The organism is Streptococcus hillyeri, assembly GCF_041081565.1.
In the GTDB taxonomy this organism is placed as follows: domain Bacteria; phylum Bacillota; class Bacilli; order Lactobacillales; family Streptococcaceae; genus Streptococcus; species Streptococcus hillyeri.
Map to the genome: position 1 here is coordinate 306,420 of NZ_CP163513.1, position 19,191 is coordinate 325,610.

Annotated in this window: 14 protein-coding genes and 1 pseudogene; 14 read left to right on the forward strand and 1 reads right to left on the reverse strand. The window is 40.0% G+C overall.

The window, feature by feature from the left end; genetic code table 11:
• Positions 1 to 3: 3 nt before the first annotated feature.
• The 9 genes and pseudogenes from galT (at position 4) to AB6M99_RS01570 (ending at position 12,990) form a co-directional block, all read left to right on the forward strand.
• Positions 4 to 1,475: pseudogene (gene galT / locus AB6M99_RS01530) on the forward strand (UDP-glucose--hexose-1-phosphate uridylyltransferase).
• Between the two features lie 54 nt (positions 1,476 to 1,529).
• Positions 1,530 to 2,531, forward strand: a complete 1,002-nt coding sequence (gene galE / locus AB6M99_RS01535; protein WP_369350989.1) for a UDP-glucose 4-epimerase GalE — start codon at positions 1,530 to 1,532, stop codon at positions 2,529 to 2,531.
• 115 nt (positions 2,532 to 2,646) lie between these two features.
• Positions 2,647 to 2,949, forward strand: a complete 303-nt coding sequence (gene gatC / locus AB6M99_RS01540) for an Asp-tRNA(Asn)/Glu-tRNA(Gln) amidotransferase subunit GatC (protein ID WP_121835078.1) — start codon at positions 2,647 to 2,649, stop codon at positions 2,947 to 2,949.
• On the forward strand, positions 2,949 to 4,415 hold the full coding sequence (gene gatA / locus AB6M99_RS01545) for an Asp-tRNA(Asn)/Glu-tRNA(Gln) amidotransferase subunit GatA (RefSeq protein ID WP_369350990.1): 1,467 nt from the start codon (positions 2,949 to 2,951) through the stop codon (positions 4,413 to 4,415). Before gatC ends, gatA begins: the two co-directional genes overlap by 1 nt.
• Complete coding sequence (gene gatB, locus AB6M99_RS01550) at positions 4,415 to 5,857, forward strand: Asp-tRNA(Asn)/Glu-tRNA(Gln) amidotransferase subunit GatB (protein ID WP_121835080.1); 1,443 nt, start codon at positions 4,415 to 4,417, stop codon at positions 5,855 to 5,857. The genes gatA and gatB overlap by 1 nt, the downstream gene beginning before the upstream one ends.
• Positions 5,858 to 6,802: 945 nt before the next feature.
• Positions 6,803 to 7,846: a hypothetical protein gene (locus AB6M99_RS01555; protein ID WP_121835081.1), complete on the forward strand. Its 1,044-nt coding sequence runs from the start codon at positions 6,803 to 6,805 to the stop codon at positions 7,844 to 7,846.
• 292 nt (positions 7,847 to 8,138) lie between these two features.
• Complete coding sequence (locus tag AB6M99_RS01560; protein WP_369350991.1) at positions 8,139 to 10,112, forward strand: FctA domain-containing protein; 1,974 nt, start codon at positions 8,139 to 8,141, stop codon at positions 10,110 to 10,112.
• Positions 10,113 to 11,207: 1,095 nt separating this feature from the next.
• Positions 11,208 to 11,900, forward strand: a complete 693-nt coding sequence (locus tag AB6M99_RS01565) for a gamma-glutamyl-gamma-aminobutyrate hydrolase family protein (protein ID WP_369350992.1) — start codon at positions 11,208 to 11,210, stop codon at positions 11,898 to 11,900.
• Positions 11,901 to 12,072: 172 nt separating this feature from the next.
• Positions 12,073 to 12,990: a DMT family transporter gene (locus AB6M99_RS01570; RefSeq protein ID WP_369351246.1), complete on the forward strand. Its 918-nt coding sequence runs from the start codon at positions 12,073 to 12,075 to the stop codon at positions 12,988 to 12,990.
• Positions 12,991 to 13,962: 972 nt separating this feature from the next.
• On the opposite strand, the gene AB6M99_RS01575 is transcribed toward AB6M99_RS01570, so the two are convergent.
• Positions 13,963 to 15,312 carry an aspartate kinase gene (locus tag AB6M99_RS01575; protein WP_121835085.1) on the reverse strand — a complete coding sequence of 450 codons (1,350 nt, stop codon included), beginning with the start codon at positions 15,310 to 15,312 and terminating at the stop codon, positions 13,963 to 13,965.
• Between the two features lie 178 nt (positions 15,313 to 15,490).
• On the opposite strand from AB6M99_RS01575, the gene AB6M99_RS01580 reads away from it, so the two are divergent.
• The 5 genes from AB6M99_RS01580 (at position 15,491) to fabK (ending at position 19,106) form a co-directional block, all read left to right on the forward strand.
• Positions 15,491 to 16,285 (forward strand): enoyl-CoA hydratase, encoded by a 795-nt coding sequence (locus tag AB6M99_RS01580; protein WP_121835086.1) that lies wholly within the window; start codon positions 15,491 to 15,493, stop codon positions 16,283 to 16,285.
• Between the two features lie 68 nt (positions 16,286 to 16,353).
• On the forward strand, positions 16,354 to 16,788 hold the full coding sequence (locus tag AB6M99_RS01585) for a MarR family transcriptional regulator (RefSeq protein WP_121835087.1): 435 nt from the start codon (positions 16,354 to 16,356) through the stop codon (positions 16,786 to 16,788).
• Positions 16,788 to 17,750, forward strand: a complete 963-nt coding sequence (locus AB6M99_RS01590; protein ID WP_121835088.1) for a beta-ketoacyl-ACP synthase III — start codon at positions 16,788 to 16,790, stop codon at positions 17,748 to 17,750. The genes AB6M99_RS01585 and AB6M99_RS01590 overlap by 1 nt, the downstream gene beginning before the upstream one ends.
• Positions 17,751 to 17,803: 53 nt before the next feature.
• A complete protein-coding gene (locus tag AB6M99_RS01595; RefSeq protein ID WP_121835089.1) occupies positions 17,804 to 18,028 on the forward strand; it encodes an acyl carrier protein in 225 nt (74 codons plus the stop codon).
• Positions 18,029 to 18,149: 121 nt separating this feature from the next.
• Positions 18,150 to 19,106 carry an enoyl-[acyl-carrier-protein] reductase FabK gene (gene fabK, locus AB6M99_RS01600; protein ID WP_121835090.1) on the forward strand — a complete coding sequence of 319 codons (957 nt, stop codon included), beginning with the start codon at positions 18,150 to 18,152 and terminating at the stop codon, positions 19,104 to 19,106.
• Positions 19,107 to 19,191: the final 85 nt, after the last annotated feature.

Here is a 19,191-nt window from a genome sequence, read left to right on the forward strand (position 1 = left end):
CTTATGACAATATTAGAACGTTTTGTAGTAGGTGTTATTGCGAATAGCGATTACACTGACTTAGATGCTATTTACTTAAAAAATCGGATCATGGCCTTGGTTGGTGAGGAACAGGTTAATGAAGAAACGGATGAGACATTCTTAATTCCTCTAAAAAATCGTCTTGTGGATATAGCTGTGGAAAATGGGAAATGTGGCATTTGCAGGAGGAAAAAAACTGTTTGGGTGCGGAATTGATGGATTTCATCACGCCCATTCCGAGTGTGCTCAATCAAAGTTTTTGGCAAACCTATAATGAAAGTCCAGCAAAAGCTATTGCAGATTTCTATGAACTTAGTCAGAAAAATGACTATATTAAAGTTGATGCCATTGCTAAAAATATTGCTTTTTCAACGCCTTCTAAATACGGGGATATGCAGATTACCATTAATTTGTCTAAACCTGAAAAGGATCCCAAAGCCATTGCGGCGGCCAAGCTAGCCAAGGCTAGTGATTACCCTAAGTGCCAGTTGTGCATGGAAAATGAAGGTTATCAAGGCCGCATTAACCATCCAGACCGTGCCAATCACCGCATTATTCGGATGAAGCTAGGTGAGGAAACATGGGGCTTTCAATATTCGCCCTATGCTTATTTCAATGAGCACTGCATTTTCCTAAATACGGAGCATGTACCAATGGTGATTAGCCGTGAGACCTTTGTGCAGTTGCTAGATATTGTAGAGATGTATCCAGGATACTTTGCTGGCTCTAATTCTGACTTACCAATTGTTGGTGGCTCCATCTTGACTCACAATCATTATCAAGGTGGGCGACATACCTTCCCTATGGAAATAGCAGAGCTGACAGAGTGTTTCACCTTCAAAGGGTTTGACAGTGTAGAAGCAGGGATAGTCAACTGGCCTATGTCAGTGATTCGTTTGACATCAGAGAATAAGGATGATTTGGTTGACCTGGCTGAGAAGATTCGTCTAGCTTGGAGAGATTATAGTGATGATGCTGTGGATATTATTGCCTATACAGGCGATACACCACATCATACGGTAACTCCGATTGCTCGTAAACGCGATGGCAAATTTGAATTAGATTTGGTCTTGAGAGACAATCACACGTCTGAAGAACATCCAGATGGCGTCTATCATCCACACCAAGATGTGCAACACATCAAAAAAGAAAATATTGGTCTCATCGAAGTGATGGGCTTGGCTATTTTACCGCCTCGCTTGAAAGAAGAATTGCAAGAGGTTGAAAAATATCTTTTAGGCCAAGAACATAAGGTGGCGGACTATCATTTGGATTGGGCAAAACAAATCAAAATCACTCATCCAGAGGTGACAGCTGAGACAGTGACTGGTATTATACAGGGAGCGGTTGGTAATGTTTTTGCACGTGTGCTAGAAGATGCTGGGGTGTACAAAACGGATGTGACTGGACAAGCTGCTTTTAAACGTTTCATAGCGTCTGTTGGTATCAAATAGTCAAATAAAACGTTTTTTGATATAATAAGGGCACTTAAATAAAAGGAGATAAGCATGACAGTAGTCGTTCTAGGTGGGGCTGGGTATATCGGTTCTCACATGGTTGACCGTTTGATTTCAGAAGGAAAAGAAGAAGTTATCGTAGTTGATAACTTGGTGACAGGACACCGTGCAGCGGTCCATCCAGATGCAGTCTTCTACGAGGGAGATTTAGCCGATAAGGCGTTTATGCGCCGTGTCTTCGCTGAGAATCCTAATGTAGATGCTGTGATTCACTTTGCGGCCTTTTCATTGGTCGCGGAGTCTATGGAAAATCCTTTGAAATACTTTGACAATAACACCTCAGGTATGGTGAATTTACTGGAAGTGATGAATGAATGTGGCGTGAAAAACATTGTTTTTTCATCAACAGCAGCCACTTATGGCATTCCAGAGCAAATTCCAATCCTTGAGACCACACCACAAAATCCAATCAATCCTTACGGTGAGAGTAAGTTGATGATGGAAACTATTATGAAATGGTCTGACAGTGCCTATGGCATTAAATTTGTAGCCCTTCGTTATTTCAATGTTGCTGGTGCTAAGCCAGATGGGTCTATTGGTGAAGATCACGGACCTGAAACACACTTGCTTCCAATTATCTTGCAAGTTGCTCAAGGTGAGCGCGAGAAAATCATGATCTTTGGTGATGATTACAACACTCCAGATGGAACTAATGTTCGTGACTATGTACATCCATTTGACTTGGCAGATGCTCATATTTTAGCGGTTGATTATTTACGCAATGGCGGAGCGTCAACAGCCTTTAACTTGGGATCATCGACAGGTTTCTCAAACTTGCAAATCTTAGAAGCAGCGCGTAAAGTGACTGGTAAAGAAATCCCAGCTGAATTAGCAGACCGTCGTCCTGGTGATCCAGACACGCTGATTGCAAGTTCAGAAAAAGCGCGTGAAGTACTTGGCTGGAAACCACAATTTGATGATATTGAAAAAATCATTGAAACTGCTTGGGCATGGCACTCAAGCCATCCAAAAGGTTATGATGATCGTGCATAAATGCTAAAGCCTCAATTAGGGGCTTTTTGTGATGATTTCTTTTATGAAAATAGCGGTACAGGCGTCTTTATGATATAATAAAAAAGATTATGTAGACTAATAGAAGAGGTAACTCATGAAAATTTCTGAAGAAGAAGTACGCCATGTTGCTAAGTTGTCGAAATTGTCATTTTCAGACGAAGAAACAGCTGAATTTGCAACAACATTGACAAAAATTGTCGATATGGTGGAATTGTTAAATGAAGTCGATACAACTGGTGTGCCAGTCACCACAACGATGGCAGATCGCAAAACAGTTATTCGTGAAGATAAAGCTGAAGTGGGAACAGATCGTGAATTGTTATTTAAAAATGTACCAGAAAGTGCAAATAACTTTATCAAGGTACCAGCTATCTTTGAAGAAGGAGGAGATGCTTAATGTCATTCAATCATAAAACGATTAACGAATTGCACGATCTCTTGGTAGCCAAAGAAATCTCAGCAACAGAATTGACACAGGCCACGCTTGATGATATCAAGTCACGTGAAGAAGCGGTCGGCTCTTTCATCACTGTCTCAGAAGAAGCTGCGCTTGCCCAAGCAAAAGCGATTGATGAAAAAGGAATTGATGCAGACAATATCATGTCAGGGATTCCCCTTGCGGTTAAAGACAATATCTCAACTAAGGGAATATTGACAACCGCTGCCTCAAAGATGCTTTACAACTACGAACCGATTTTTGATGCGACAGCGGTTGCCAATGCCTATCAAAATGGCATGATTGTGGTTGGTAAGACTAACATGGATGAATTTGCCATGGGTGGTTCAACGGAGACGTCTTATTTCAAGAAGACGAAAAACGCTTGGGACCATTCAAAGGTTCCTGGAGGGTCATCAGGTGGTTCGGCGACAGCGGTTGCTTCTGGACAAGTGCGTTTATCATTGGGATCTGATACAGGTGGTTCCATTCGTCAGCCGGCTGCCTTTAACGGCATTGTCGGTCTCAAACCAACTTATGGAACCGTATCCCGTTTTGGTCTCTTTGCTTTTGGTAGCTCGCTGGATCAAATCGGGCCGTTCTCTCAAACGGTTGAAGAAAATGCTCAGCTGCTTAATGTCATTGCAGGAGCAGATAGCAAAGATGCGACTTCTGCACCAGTACAAGTGGCTGATTTTACCAGCAAGATTGGCCAAGACATCAAAGGGATGAAGATTGCTCTTCCTAAAGAATACTTGGGCGAAGGAATTGATCCTAAAATTAAGGAAAATATTTTGGCGGCCGCTAAACAGTTTGAAAAATTGGGTGCCATTATTGAAGAAGTTTCTCTTCCACATAGCAAGTACGGGGTAGCGGTTTACTACATTATTGCGTCATCAGAAGCGTCATCAAACTTGCAACGTTTTGATGGGATTCGTTACGGTTTCCGTGCAGAAGACGCGACAAATCTTGATGAGATTTATGTTAACACACGTAGCCAAGGTTTTGGTGAAGAGGTGAAACGTCGTATCATGCTTGGTACATTCTCATTGTCTTCAGGTTATTACGATGCTTACTTCAAGAAAGCTGGTCAGGTTCGTACCTTGATTATTCAAGATTTTGAGAAGGTCTTTGCGGATTATGATTTGATTCTTGGTCCAACGGCTCCGACAGTTGCTTATGATTTGGGCAGTCAAAGTCAGGACCCAGTCGCTATGTATTTGGCTGACTTGTTGACGATTCCAGTGAACCTTGCAGGACTTCCAGGGATTTCTATTCCATCTGGATTTGTCGATGGTTTGCCAGTTGGCTTGCAGTTGATTGGTCCAAAATACAGTGAAGAGACGATTTATCAAGCAGCAGCAGCTTTTGAAGCAACAACAGATTATCACAAACAACAACCAGTGATTTTTGGAGGTGACAACTAATGAACTTTGAAACCATTATCGGACTTGAAGTCCATGTGGAATTAAATACCAATTCAAAAATTTTCTCACCTTCATCAGCGCATTTTGGTGAGGATCCTAATGCCAATACCAACGTGATTGACTGGTCGTTCCCAGGAGTGCTTCCAGTGATGAACAAAGGGGTTATTGATGCGGGTATCAAGGCTGCGCTAGCTTTGAATATGGACATTCACCAGCACATGCACTTTGACCGTAAGAATTATTTCTACCCAGATAATCCCAAAGCTTACCAAATTTCACAATTTGATGAGCCAATCGGTTACAACGGCTGGATTGATATTACCTTGGAGGATGGTTCGACCAAGAAAATCCGCGTGGAACGCGCCCATCTTGAAGAAGATGCTGGTAAAAACACTCATGGAACGGACGGTTATTCTTACGTTGACCTCAACCGTCAAGGGGTGCCATTGATCGAAATCGTGTCGGAAGCCGATATGCGTTCACCAGAAGAAGCCTATGCCTATTTGACAGCGTTGAAAGAAATCATCCAGTACACAGGGATTTCAGATGTCAAGATGGAAGAGGGATCAATGCGTGTGGATGCTAATATTTCCCTTCGTCCGTATGGTCAAGAAAAATTTGGTACTAAGACTGAGTTGAAAAACTTGAACTCTTTCAGCAATGTTCGCAAAGGGTTGGAGTATGAGGTGGAGCGTCAAGCAAAAATCCTTCGCTCAGGTGGTATTATCCAGCAAGAAACCCGTCGTTATGACGAGGCGAATAAATCAACCATCCTCATGCGTGTCAAAGAAGGTGCGGCAGATTACCGTTACTTCCCAGAACCAGACCTTCCGCTTTATGAGATTTCAGATGAATGGATTGCGGAAATGCGTGCGGAATTACCAAAATTCCCTGCAGAGCGTCGCGCGGAATATGTTGAAAAATTGGGTCTTTCGGGCTACGATGCTGGTCAGTTGACGGCTACTAAAGCCCTTTCTGATTTCTTTGAACAAGCTGTGGCTATTGGTGGTGATGCTAAACAAGTCTCAAACTGGTTACAAGGTGAAGTGGCTCAATTCCTCAATGCGGAAAACAAAACCATTGAAACCATCGCCTTGACTCCAGAAAACTTGGTGGAAATGATTGGTCTCATCCAAGACGGTACGATTTCATCTAAGATTGCTAAGAAAGTCTTTGTGCATTTAGCTAAAAATGGTGGTTCTGCTAAGGAATACGTTGAGAAAGCTGGTCTAGTACAAGTATCAGACCCAGCCGTCTTGATTCCAATTATCCACCAAGTCTTTGCGGATAACGAAGCTGCCGTAGCAGACTTTAAGTCAGGAAAACGAAATGCAGACAAAGCCTTTACCGGATTTCTTATGAAAGCCACAAAAGGTCAAGCCAACCCGCAGGTTGCTCAGCAACTCCTTGCTCAAGAATTGCAGAAATTATTGGAAGACTAAGATTAGAAAGCTAAGCAGAAATGCTTGGCTTTTTCTAGTACGACGGGCATGTCGTACATCTGAGGTGCAAGTCCTCCGTGGGGACCCGTTGAAGGTAGAACCCAATAGCGATTCCCAAGCCTGACTATCGTGAGGTAGAGGGGAGAGGAAGGGATAGCGAAATCGTGGCTCTACGAACAGAAACGTGATACTAAGGCGTATATAGCGGATGAGGGGGCTAGAAACTCTAAAGTCCAAATAGGTAGTCGTAACCTATATGCGTAAATCACGAGAGTAAACGAGGAAAGATGTACGACTTATCCCGTGAGGTCTCATGAGCGTCAAAGACGTAGTAACAACGAATCATGAGAAGTCAGCCGAGGCCATAGTAGTGAAGAAACTTCTGTAATGGAAGTGGAGCGAAGGGCTGAATATTCAAACAGTCTGGGGAGAGACTGTTTGAAGTCTGGTGTTGAAAATACAAGATACCAGATGATTATCGCTTAAATTAGAGTTGTCTATTCAATTCTTGGTCTGAAAAGACGGTAGACTGAAAACGTAAATGATGGCTATTGTTCATAAATATAGGACAGGACAAATAGAACGACTCTACAGAATGAGAGATGAGGGAGTTTAGGCTCTCTCGTTAAAATTTAGTTGAACCGCCGTGTGCCGAACGGCACGCACGGTGGTGTGAGAGGGGCTCAAAAAATAGCAATGAAACTCCGAAGGAGGTTATGACACTGACTTCGTCAGCTTTATTTCCTACCTCAAAAGGTCTCCCAGACCTTTTGCGCGTCCGCACTTTTAAGAAAGAAACAAAGAAAGTCATTTTTGAATTTGGTTAAGTATTAACGCTAATAAGCAGGTGAGGATTCGGATAAAAGAATAAAATTATAAAAAAATAGCATATTTTTTTAAAAAGTGCTAAAATAATACAAACGTTTAAATTTAAGGAGAACTTTTATGAAAAAGATTAAAATGTTACTTGCCCTGCCGCTGGCGCTGACTTTGGCCGCTTGCTCAAAATCACCTAAGGATGAATTCCTTGACTTGATTAAAAAGCAACAGAATGAAGACAAGGGTGCTTATGAATATGTGATTAAACTAGACGAAGCTAGTGGTGAAATGGCTTCTCAATTGGAGTCTTTTAAAGGTAAGAGCGTAAAAGCGACAGCTTCACAAGATTTGAAAAATGGTTTGATTGGATTGACAGTAAACTTATCAGATTTTAACAGTGAGTTATCAGATTTTGATTTTATTTATTCTGACGATAAAGCTTATATGAGCGTTGCTCCTGTTGCGCAATTTTCAGCAGGTCTCGCTTCAGATTCTCTGGATGGAAAATTTGCAGACCTTGAGGAATTTTCTGGTGAAAAAATGCCTTCACTAGCAGAGTTGTCAAAAGAAAACAAGGCAAATGCTGAGCTATTTGAAGAGGTAGATGAGAAGAACTTTACAAAAAATGGCGATAAAGTTACGATGACCTTATCATTTGATGAGTTATTTGATTTGACTAATAAAGTCGTTAAAAACTCTCAAAAAGAGCTCAAAGATGTAAGTGCTGAACAACTAAAAACGTATTTGGATTTAGCTAAAGCAAGCATTGATGACAGTTCAAAATTTGTGATGACTCTAGATGAAAAAGGAAATGGTAAAGCAAAAATTCAGCTGAAAACAGCAGCTGGTGTTGGCGAATCTGTTTCAGAATTAAAATTGACTCTTGACTATAAGAAGGTAACTTACAAAGCACCAAAAGTTCCTTCAAAATCTGACATTGTCTCTCAAGACGAATTGACAAACTTGATGACGGAAGAAATGAGTGCGTCAACTGAAGAAGTTAAAATGACTGATGAAGAGTTCAATGAACTTTATGCTAGTTTGGAAGCAGAGGCGTCTAAGGCAACTAAAGAAGAAATCCAACTCTACATTGACGCAATGGCTCCATACTTAACAGAAGAACAAGCTAAAAAAATGCAAGAGCTTTTGAAAAAAGCAAGTGATGCTTAATGTGATGAGATAGACAATCAAGTGCATAGCAGCATTGTTAATGACGATGCAATTCTATGCACTTTTAATTTGTTTTCAACAGATACAACTGCTGTTTTTGGTATGGGAATAATTTGGATTGTAATGCGTCTGGAATAGTTTGTCTAATAAAATCACTTCAATAATGAAATTATAATTTCATTCAAAAATTTATAATTTTATTCAAAAAAACTTTACATTTTATGAAAAAGTGATAAAATTACTTTGAAAAGAAAATGGTTTCTTTTTAAAAATATTTTAGGAGAAAATATTTATGAAATTTAAGTGGTTAAGTATGCTATCACTTTTGTTTTTAATCTTAGGAATTATTTCTGTTCCGAAATGGCATATCAAGGCTAATGAAATTACAGATTATAGCGGTGAAGCGACATTGTATTATGATCCAGACAGAAGTAATATTCAGATTACGAGCGAAACTGTTAATGTTGTGGCAGAGCCGGGAGTTGATTTTAGATTTGTGAACAAATTGTCTTTCCCAGATAGTCAAATCATCAAAGAAGGCGATACGCTGGTTTTGAAAATTCCAGAGGAATTTAATCTCATTACAGTAATGACCTTTCCAGTTAAAAATGCAGAAGGAACAATAGTTGCTCAAGCGGTAGCAAATCCTGAAACGGATACGATAACGCTGACCTTTACGGATCACTTCTCGAAAGTTCCTGAAAATAAAAAATTAGAAATTTCATTTGATGCTGTTATTGACCGTAGTAATGTGGCTGATGGCGAAAAAATGGTTCAATACGGTGGTGGTCTGTTCAAGTTTACCTTCAAGAATAACCGAGGCAGTGCTGGATTTACTGAGATGAAATACGGCTACCAAGATGCTAAAAATCCAGATCAAATCCAATGGCGCATTGTGATAAATGCGGGGCAGTCTGTTCTTGAGGATTTAGTGATTGTTGATAGTTTTGGCGAAAATCAAACCTTAGTTGAGGGAAGTCTACGTATTGTTGATTACGCAAAACAGCCTGAGGCGATAAAATCAGAAGATCAGCTATGGGGATTGGATGCCTTAACAAATCTTACAGATAAAGCTATTCTTAACCGTAATGTTACAGGTGATGTTACAGGTTTTACTTTACCATACGGTAATAACGAGGGGCGCGTGGTTTATTTTGAGTATGCGACTCATATTCCAGAAGATACTGTGGAAGGTGCAACGCTTAGCAATGATTTGTCATGGTCCTCGACAACTACTGCTGGTAAAGTTATCGAAGCTCTTGTTAAATTGCAGGCTGGTTCTGGTAAAGCTTCCTCTGAAAAATCTGAAAATGTTGTTTTAAAGGCAACGAAACTTCTAGAGGGACGTGAGTTGAAAGAGGGTGAGTTTACATTTGCACTTTATGCTGCAGATAATTTAACAACGCCACTTCAAACAAAGACAAATGCCAATGATGGTACAGTAACCTTTGATACGATCCGTTACAGTCAAGAGGGAGTCTATCAATATGTCATCAAAGAGCTTGCAGGTTCAAATCAAGAAATTAGTTACGACTCGACAGAATATCATGTTACTGTTTCAGTGACAGATGTGAATGGAGTTAAAATGGGAGAGGTTAGCTATGATCAGAAGCCTGTATTTAAAAATGTTTATACTCCAATAACAACGGAAAGTACAACTGAAGTAACGACTGAGTCAACAACGGAAAGTACAACTGAAGCAACGACTGAGTCAACAACGGAAAGTACAACTGAAGCAACGACCGATTCAACAACGGAAAGTACAACTGAAACAACGACCGAGTCTACTACCGATTCAACAACGGAAAGTACAACTGAAACAACGACCGATTCAACAACGGAAAGTACAACTGAAGCAACGACTGAGTCAACAACGGAAAGTACAACTGAAGCAACGACTGAGTCAACAACGGAAAGTACAACTGAAACAACGACCGAGTCAACAACGGAAAGTACAACTGAAGCAACGACCGAGTCAACAACGGAAAGTACAACTGAAACAACGACCGAGTCAACAACGGAAAGTACAACTGAAGCAACGACCGAGTCAACAACGGAAAGTACAACTGAAGCAACGACTGAGTCAACAACGGAAAGTACAACTGAAACAACGACCGAGTCTACCACCGAGTCAACAACAGAAGGCAAGAAAAAGACTCCTAAATTACCTAAAACGGGTGATGCTTCAGGACTTAGTGCTTTTGTTGCTGGAGCCGCCCTACTTACTTTAGGTATGCTTAGTAAAAAAGCATATAGAAAAAAATAATGGGTAACGTTACGATGGGTAAGTCATAAAAACGTAAAGAGGCTGAGACAAACCAGCACGATGGCAAAGCCCACGCCCTCAAAACAATGAAAACCAATAGGCAAAGAACCCTCGCTAAGTGCTATACTCTTAGTGAGGGCTTTTTTGAAGTTTTCGTATAAAATGTATTCCAGTCTTTTTATACTTAACAAAAATCAAAAATTACTTTTTGTTTCTTTCTTAAAAGTGCGGACGCTCCAAAGGTCTGGGAGACCTTTGGAGGTGGGAAATGAAGCTGAAGAATTCGGCGTCAAAACCTCCTACGGAGTTTCATTACTAGATTTGAGCTTATCTCTATCGCAGTAGATGATTGGCTGTACTTGTCGACGACTCGACAGCGTCCACCCCAATCATCCTTGCGGAGGAACTACTACGAAATTGACTTTCAATTTCTGTAGTTCTCCCAAAAATCCGTTCATATCAAGCCAATTACCCTCGCTTTTTGATTTCTAAGCTAAGGCTGAAATTGTCCACTGGACCGTTTCACTAATAAGAATACCACTATAGCGAAAGAAGCTCTGGTAAATCAAGCCATTTATTGGTTCTTGATTTTACTTAAACTGCTAATTTTGATTTTGAATGAGTATTAGTACTGATTATTTGATGTAGTGGGTGGTTGGAGGTATATAACTGGATATTTCTTCATTTTCCAGTATCTACCTAAAACATTCACTGGATTATCCTCGCTCTATGATTTTCAAACTTGAACCTAAACATACTGGATGGTTTATACCCCACAATCGTTAGCGGTCATCATATAACCATTGTTCGTCACATTCAGCATATACCAGATTGTTCCAGCCTGATTTTAGAAATAAGATAGCAAAGGGAATCCGATTTCTTTGGAATCGTGACTTCAGTCCCTATCTCTTTCAGTAGTGATAGGTTGTGGCTAATTACAATACGCTACCTTCTGAACAAAGACTATTTTTGAAGTTAACGTTTCTCCGGCGATGATAGTTTTATATTATATCAGTGATAACTTTTCTGTATTAGCCAGCGTTTTAATTTTACGATAAAATATAAGATATTAGAAATGGAAAGTGAGGGTATCGCATGAAACCAGTTATTATTGGCATTACAGGAAATGAAAGGACATGTACATTTATGGCTGGCGTTCGTCTTGATGCCGTCTCACGTCACTTGTCTGAAGGAGTTAAGGCGGCTGGGGGCGTGCCGATTATTTTGCCCCTAGGGACTCCAGATTTAGCTAAAACCTACATTGATATGATTGATAAATTAATCTTATCTGGTGGTCAAAATGTTGATCCTCGATTTTATGGTGAAGATCGTGAAATTGATTGTGATGATTATCATGTAGAGCGTGATGAATTTGAATTGGCTCTTGTTAAGGAAGCCTTGAAACAAGGCAAGCCTATTATGGCGGTTTGTCGTGGGATGCAGTTGCTTAATGTTGCTCTTGGTGGAACCCTTAATCAAAAGGTTGAGAACCATTGGCAAAATGAATACACAGGAACTTCTCATGAAGTTATCATTGAAAAAAATAGCCGTGTTAGTCAACTCTTATCACCTAATAGTCGTGTTAATTCTATCCACAGACAATCGGTTAAAAAATTAGCACCAGGTCTTAAAGTTACGGCTCGTGACCCTCGTGATGGGACAATTGAAGCTTATGAGGCTAAAAACGGAGCGCCACTCATAGGTTTACAATGGCACCCAGAACTTTTATTAGAAGATGGGGAAACACAAAGTCAAGGACTTTTTAACTATCTAGTCCAATCATTATAATAAGCATTTTAGAAACTTAAAATCACTTAATCGGATTTTAAGTTTTTTGATTTTTGTTAAGTAATAAGTTGAAAATACGGCCTGTCATATTTTTATAATAAATTAGAAGAAAACTCTTTTAAAACATGATGAATATGCTAAAATAATAACATTATAGATGGGAGAGATTTGAATGAGTAAAGCATTAAAAGGTTCACTCATGGTTGTTATTGCAGGTATCGCTTGGGGGATTTCAGGAGTGTCAGGGCAATATTTGATGGCGAATGGTGTGCATGTTAATTTATTGACTAGTTTGAGATTGTTGGTTTCTGGAATAGCCTTGACGGGCCTAGCGTTCATGACTCAGCGAGAACGTCTTATGTCAGCTATGAAGCGAAAAGATGTCTGGCTTGGAATAGCCTTGTTTAGCCTGTTTGGGCTCTTATTAAATCAGTATGCTTATTTATCAGCCATTCATTATACAAATGCAGGAACAGCAACGGTTTTACAGTATCTTACGCCAGTTTTAATATTGGCAGTTGTATGTTTAAAAGGCCGAGTAATGCCGACAGTTGGTGAATTGTCTGCCATTATCTTAGCTATTTTGGGAACCTATATCATTGCTACCCACGGGCAGTGGACGAGTTTAGCGATGACACCCAAAGGGCTCTTCTGGGGACTTCTATCCGCGGTGACCTACGCCCTATACATTTTAATTCCTGCTCGCTTAATCCGTAAATTAGGAAGTTTAATCGTTATTGGACCAGGCATGTTATTGAGTGGCATTCTTTTTCCAGTTGCCGTTCAAGCGTGGCGGTATGAATTGACGTTTTCTACGGAAAATGTGCTGGCGCTGATAGGAATAGTAGGGATTGGTACCATTTTTGCCTATACCGTTTTTCTAAAAGGAACAACCATAGTCGGAGCCGTCAAAGGCAGTTTACTAGCTTCAGTAGAACCAATTGCCTCTGTCGTCTTTGGCATACTCATCATGAAAGAGACTTTTTATCTGATTGATTTGCTGGGAATGCTCTTGATTTTACTAGCCGTCTTTTTAATATCACTTAAAGACCTTTATCAGCAAAAACGACACGCCGCTCCCAAATCGTAAGTTATCTCACCAAAAAGACCGATAGTTATCTTGTTATGTTTTCAAGAATCTATCGGTTGTTTTTTGTTTTAAAGTCAATTAGTTTTTATTTAGTATTTTTGTTAGCACTTCTCCTAATGTGGTGTGGGACGCTCAAAAGGTCTAGGAGACCTTTTGAGGTGGGAAATGAAGCTGACTAAGTCAGTGTCAGAACCTCCCCTCCTACAGAGTTCCATTTCTTCTTGGCAAGCCTAGGTTTCCTTCGCTCTCTATTTTCTAAGCTCAGGCTGAAACTGTCCACTGGACAATTTCAGCCCCACGAGGTTGGGACATAAATATCTCAACCTTCTATTTTTAATGGTAATAACAGATTGACGCAGTGGTTGATTGGAGGTCTGCAACTGGACACTTCTTCATTTTCAAGTGTCCACCTAAAATAGTCCACTGGACTATTTTACTACCACGCAATCGTTAGCGGACATCCTAATCAAACTGTGCGGAGGTGGGACGACGAAGTCAATTTCTTCGAAATTGCGGAAAGTGCTAGTTGTGGCGACTTCGTCGCTCGCAGTGATTGCAGAAAATACCAGCAATAAGATATTATAAAACAACCGTATGTTGAAGGGAAATTCATTGTGACTGAGACAATTTATCTTAAACGAGTTTACTATTTTATACTCAACCAAAATCAAAATTAGCATATTGAGCAAACTCAAGGACCAATAAAGGTATCAATTTCCCAGCGCTTCTTTCGCCATGGTGGTATTATAATCAAGAGTTTACTCTTGATTATAACGGACTTTTTGAGACCTAGGCTCAAAAAGTAGCAATGAAACTCCAAAGGAGGTTGCTTGCGTCCGCACCTTTTTAGAAAGAAGCAAAAAAGTAATTTTTGATTTTGGTTAAGTATTAAAGCTAAAACACTATATCCGAAGTAATATTAAAGAGGCTGGGGATTTCCAACCTCTTTTTAAGTGTTATTAACGGATTATTCTACTCAAAGAAAGCGTCGTAGAGTGCGCGCACAGCTGTTTTTTCGTCCTCAGTTCTAACGACAAACATGACAGAAAGTTCGCTGGCTCCTTGCGAAATCATCATCAGGTTGATGCCTGCTTCTGATAGTGCTTTGGTAGCAGTTGCAGTAACACCGATTTTACTCTTCATGTTTTCGCCCACAATCATTAGAATAGAGAGATTACGCTCGATAGAAACTTCATCTACTTCTAATTTACGGGTCAGTTGAGAGATGATTTCTTGTTCCTTGATAGGGGTTAACTCACGTCCACGGACAATAATGGACATGTCATCAATTCCAGTTGGCATATGTTCAAAGCGGATATTGAGTTCTTCAAGGATTTGGAGGACTTTTCGTCCAAAGCCAACTTCTCGATTCATCAAGTATTTGGACATATTGATACTTACAAAGTCGTTATCGCCAGAAATTCCCACAACAGGGGTAGCACTACTACTTGGTTCAAGTACAATGCGAGTCCCAGGGTGATCTGGATTATTGGTGTTTTTAATAACAAGCGGGATTTGACCACGATAGGCTGGAATAAGCGCTTCGTCGTGGAGAACAGAGAAACCAGCATAGGCTAATTCACGCATTTCGCGATAGGTTAACTCTTTAATGGAGTGTGGTTTGTCGACAACACCAGGGTGGGCGGCAAAAATCCCATCAACATCTGTAAAGTTTTCATAAAGATCTGCCTTAACACCTGCAGCGATAATAGAACCTGTAATGTCAGAACCGCCTCGAGAAAAGGTACAAATGTGATTGTCAACGGTCACCCCAAAGAAGCCAGGAATGACTAAAATCTCATCGCTTTCGCGAAGTTCCTCTAATTTATCATAGCTAGATGGCAAAATACGAGCATTACCAGGTTCGCTAGTAACGATTAACCCAGCTTCTTTAGGATGGATGTAACGTGCATTTAAGCCTTCGGTACGGAAATATTCTGCAATGAGCTTGGCATTATTATCTTCTCCAGCTGCTAAGAAAGTATCGTATAAAAAGGCGTTATCTTCCTTTGGTAGCGTTGCTAAATCTTTAATAGCGCCAGCAATTTCTTCTAAAATAGCAGGGCGAAGTCCTAGTTCGTCAGTGATTGACTGGTAACGGTTGATAATCCAATCTTGATCTTCACTAAAATTGTAGTCGGTAATGTAGTGTTTATAGTATTTGATGAGTGCATCAGTAACTTTAGTATCTTCTGAATGGCGTTTACCAGGTGCAGAAACCACGACAAAACGACGAGTAGAATCACTTTTTACAATGTTTAAAACTTTTTTAAGCTGCTCAGCTGAAGCCAAGGAACTGCCACCAAATTTGATAACTTTCATATAAATCCTCTAAAAATCAAAAGTGAGATAATTATAGCAAAATTCTGATAATTTGTCATTTACTTTAAAAATTTAAAAAATCTTATCGATATTTTGCTTGACGAATAATTTCTTTGTGATATAATTTGATACAGAAATTATTTATAAATCAAATAAATAATTTTAAGGAGGAGGTTATATGAACTTTCAAACCATCCTATACGATGTGTCGGGTGATTTAGCGACTGTGACGTTTAATCGTCCAGAAGTGTCAAATGGATTCAATATTCCAATGTGTGAGGAGATTTTAACAGCACTGAAACTTGCTGAGGAAGACTCTTCTGTCAGACTAGTCTTAATCCGTGCAGAGGGGAAAGTATTTTCTGTCGGTGGCGATTTGTCTGAAATGCAAAGAGCAGTTGAATCTGATGACATTCAGTCATTAGTTGATATTGCTAAATTGGTTCAAGACATTTCTTATCAGATGAAACGACTTCCTAAACCAGTTATCATGGCTGTTGATGGCCCTGTTGCTGGTGCGGCATTTAACATGGTTTTGGCAGCAGACTTTTGTGTTGCTAGTGAAAAATCTAAGTTTATTCAGGCCTTTGTCAATGTTGGGTTAGCACCTGATGCAGGTGGTCTCTACCTACTCATGCGAGCTGTCGGCATGAATAAGGCAACGCATTTAGTAATGACAGGTGAAGCTGTTACTGCTGAAAAAGCCTTAGATTATGGTTTTGTTTATAAGACCTGTTTGTCGGAGAAATTAGAAACGACAACGCAACAGCTCATTAAACGCTTAAAGCGAGGATCGTTCAATTCTTATCGTGCGATGAAAGAATTGGTTTGGCAAAGTTTCTTTTCCGGTTGGAAAGAATATGCTGGTATGGAATTAAAGCTTCAAGAAGCTCTTGCCTTTAAAGAGGATTTTAAAGAGGGTGTGAAAGCTTATTCTGAACGCCGTAGACCAAATTTTTCAGGTGAATGGTAGATTGTTCTACTTGTCAAATGATTTACAATGAGATATAATTTCATCATCAAATTATAAAGGAGTCTGATATGGACTTTCATCAGATTAATGATTATCTCGTTGACATCTTTAATCGCATTTTAGTTATTGAAGAAAACACTTTGCGTAGTAGCCCATTTAGCGATTGTACGATCAAGGAAGTGCATACCATTGATATTATTGGTAAGAGCCGTTTGGTGACGCCAAGCGATATTGCCAAAGAACTGATGGTCACTTTGGGAACAGTCACAACTGCTCTTAACAAATTAGAGAGTAAAGGATATGTTGTCCGTACCCGTTCTCAAGAAGATCGTCGGGTTGTCTACCTCAGTTTGACCAAAAAAGGTCGTGTCGTCTATCACTTGCATAAGAAATTCCATCGCGTGATGATTGACCAGATTTTAGCTGGCATGTCAGAAAATGAATTGGAAGGTTTAGAACGTGGCCTTGTTAATCTCCATACATTCTTGGAGGAGAGACGATAATGACTTTTGCAAAAATTAGTCAAGTGGCACATTATGTTCCTCAACAGGTAGTGAGTAATGATGACTTAGCTAAGATTATGGATACCTCAGACGAATGGATTTCAAGCAGAACAGGTATTCGTGAGCGCCATATCTCAGTGAATGAAAATACGAGTGATTTGGCGATTAAAGTAGCTTGGCAATTGCTCGAAAAATCTCATCTAGCTCCAGAGGAACTTGACTTTATCCTTGTCGCAACAATGTCTCCTGACTCAATGATGCCATCAACGGCAGCGCGTGTTCAAGGTGCCCTTGGTGCAACAAATGCCTTTGCTTTTGACTTATCAGCTGCTTGTTCGGGATTTGTTTTTGCTCTTGCAACAGCTGAAAAATTAATTCGTTCAGGTGCCTACGGCAAAGGTCTAGTTATTGGAGCAGAGGTCTTGTCTAAGCAATTAGACTGGTCAGACCGCTCAACCGCCGTTCTGTTTGGTGATGGTGCCGGTGGTGTCCTTTTGGAAAAGGCGTCAACTCCGCATTTTTTAGCAGAATCGCTTAATACTGACGGAAGTAAAGGTGGACTTCTAGGAGGAGATACTAAGGTTTGTTCTCCTTTCTCAGAAGAACAAGAAGAGGTAAATCCCTTCATTCAGATGGACGGGAGAGCTATCTTTGACTTCACCATTCGAACAGTTTCTAAGAGTATTTTGGCTATCATGGAGGAAGCTGGAGAACCAGATTATTTCTTGCTCCATCAGGCCAATGAACGTATTTTAGATAAAATGGCTAAAAAAATTGGCGTCAGTCGCGACAAGTTTTTAGCCAACATGCAACACTATGGTAATACAAGTGCAGCATCTATTCCGATTTTGCTTTCTGAAAATGTCGCAAACGGAACCCTTAAATTAGATGGCTCTCAAAAAATTCTTCTATCAGGATTCGGTGGAGGTTTGACTTGGGGCAATTTAATTGTTAGAATTTAGTTAATCTGCGTAAAACGCAAATAAAATTTTATATTATACAGAGGAGAAATCTCATGGCAGTATTTGAAAAAGTACAAGAAATTATCGTTGAAGAACTTGGTAAAGAAGCAGAAGAAGTAAAATTGGAAACAACTTTTGATGATCTTGATGCAGACTCACTTGATGTTTTCCAAGTTATCTCAGAAATTGAAGATGCTTTTGACATCCAAATTGAAACTGAAGAAGGTCTTAACACTGTAGGTGACCTTGTTGCTTACGTTGAAGAAAAAACAAAATAAAACAGTGAATGTTTAAAAGAAGAAATGAGGTTGTGAGTAATATCCAACCTTTCTTCTTAAATCTATACTTTGATTTTCAAATCATTATATGAAGTTTATTTGTTAGAAGGTTAGTAGAAAAATGAAATCTCGCATTACAGAACTTTTGGGGATTGACTATCCTATTTTCCAAGGGGGCATGGCTTGGGTGGCTGATGGTGATTTAGCTGGTGCCGTTTCAAATGCAGGAGGCCTTGGAATTATAGGTGGTGGAAATGCTCCGAAAGAGGTAGTAAAAGCTAATATTGATAGGGTAAAAGCAATCACTGACAAACCTTTTGGGGTTAATATCATGCTTTTATCTCCCTTTGCTGATGACATTGTCAATCTTGTGATTGAAGAGGGAGTTAAGGTTGTGACAACAGGGGCTGGAAACCCAGGAAAATACATGGAACGTTTCCATGAAGCAGGTATCACGGTTATTCCAGTTGTTCCTTCAGTAGCTCTTGCTAAACGTATGGAAAAATTAGGGGCAGACGCCGTTATTGCGGAAGGGATGGAAGCTGGTGGTCACATCGGTAAATTGACCACAATGACGCTTGTTCGCCAAGTGGTTGATGCAGTTGATATTCCAGTGATTGCAGCAGGTGGTATTGCTGATGGAAATGGCGCAGCTGCTGCCTTTATGCTAGGCGCTGAGGCGATTCAAGTTGGAACTCGTTTTGTTGTCGCTAAAGAGTCAAATGCTCACCAAAATTTCAAAGATAAAATTTTGAAGGCTAAAGACATTGATACCGTAGTATCAGCTTCTGTCGTTGGTCACCCAGTTCGTGCGATTAAAAATAAATTATCGACGAGCTATGCTAACGCAGAAAAAGAATTTTTAGCAGGTCGAAAAACAGCAGAAGAAATTGAAGAACTTGGTGCAGGTGCCCTCAAAAATGCTGTTGTTGATGGTGATGTCGTTAACGGTTCTGTAATGGCAGGTCAAATTGCAGGACTTGTACGCAAAGAAGAAACCTGTCAAGAAATCTTGGAAGACCTCTATAACGGAGCACGTCAAGTCATTCTGGCAGAAGCAAAACGCTGGATGGATTAAGAATTTGCTACGAAGCAAGTGTCTTTGTTATTAGTTTAATAATAGTAGCTATCTAATAACTATTAAAAATAAAGAAAAGATGGGC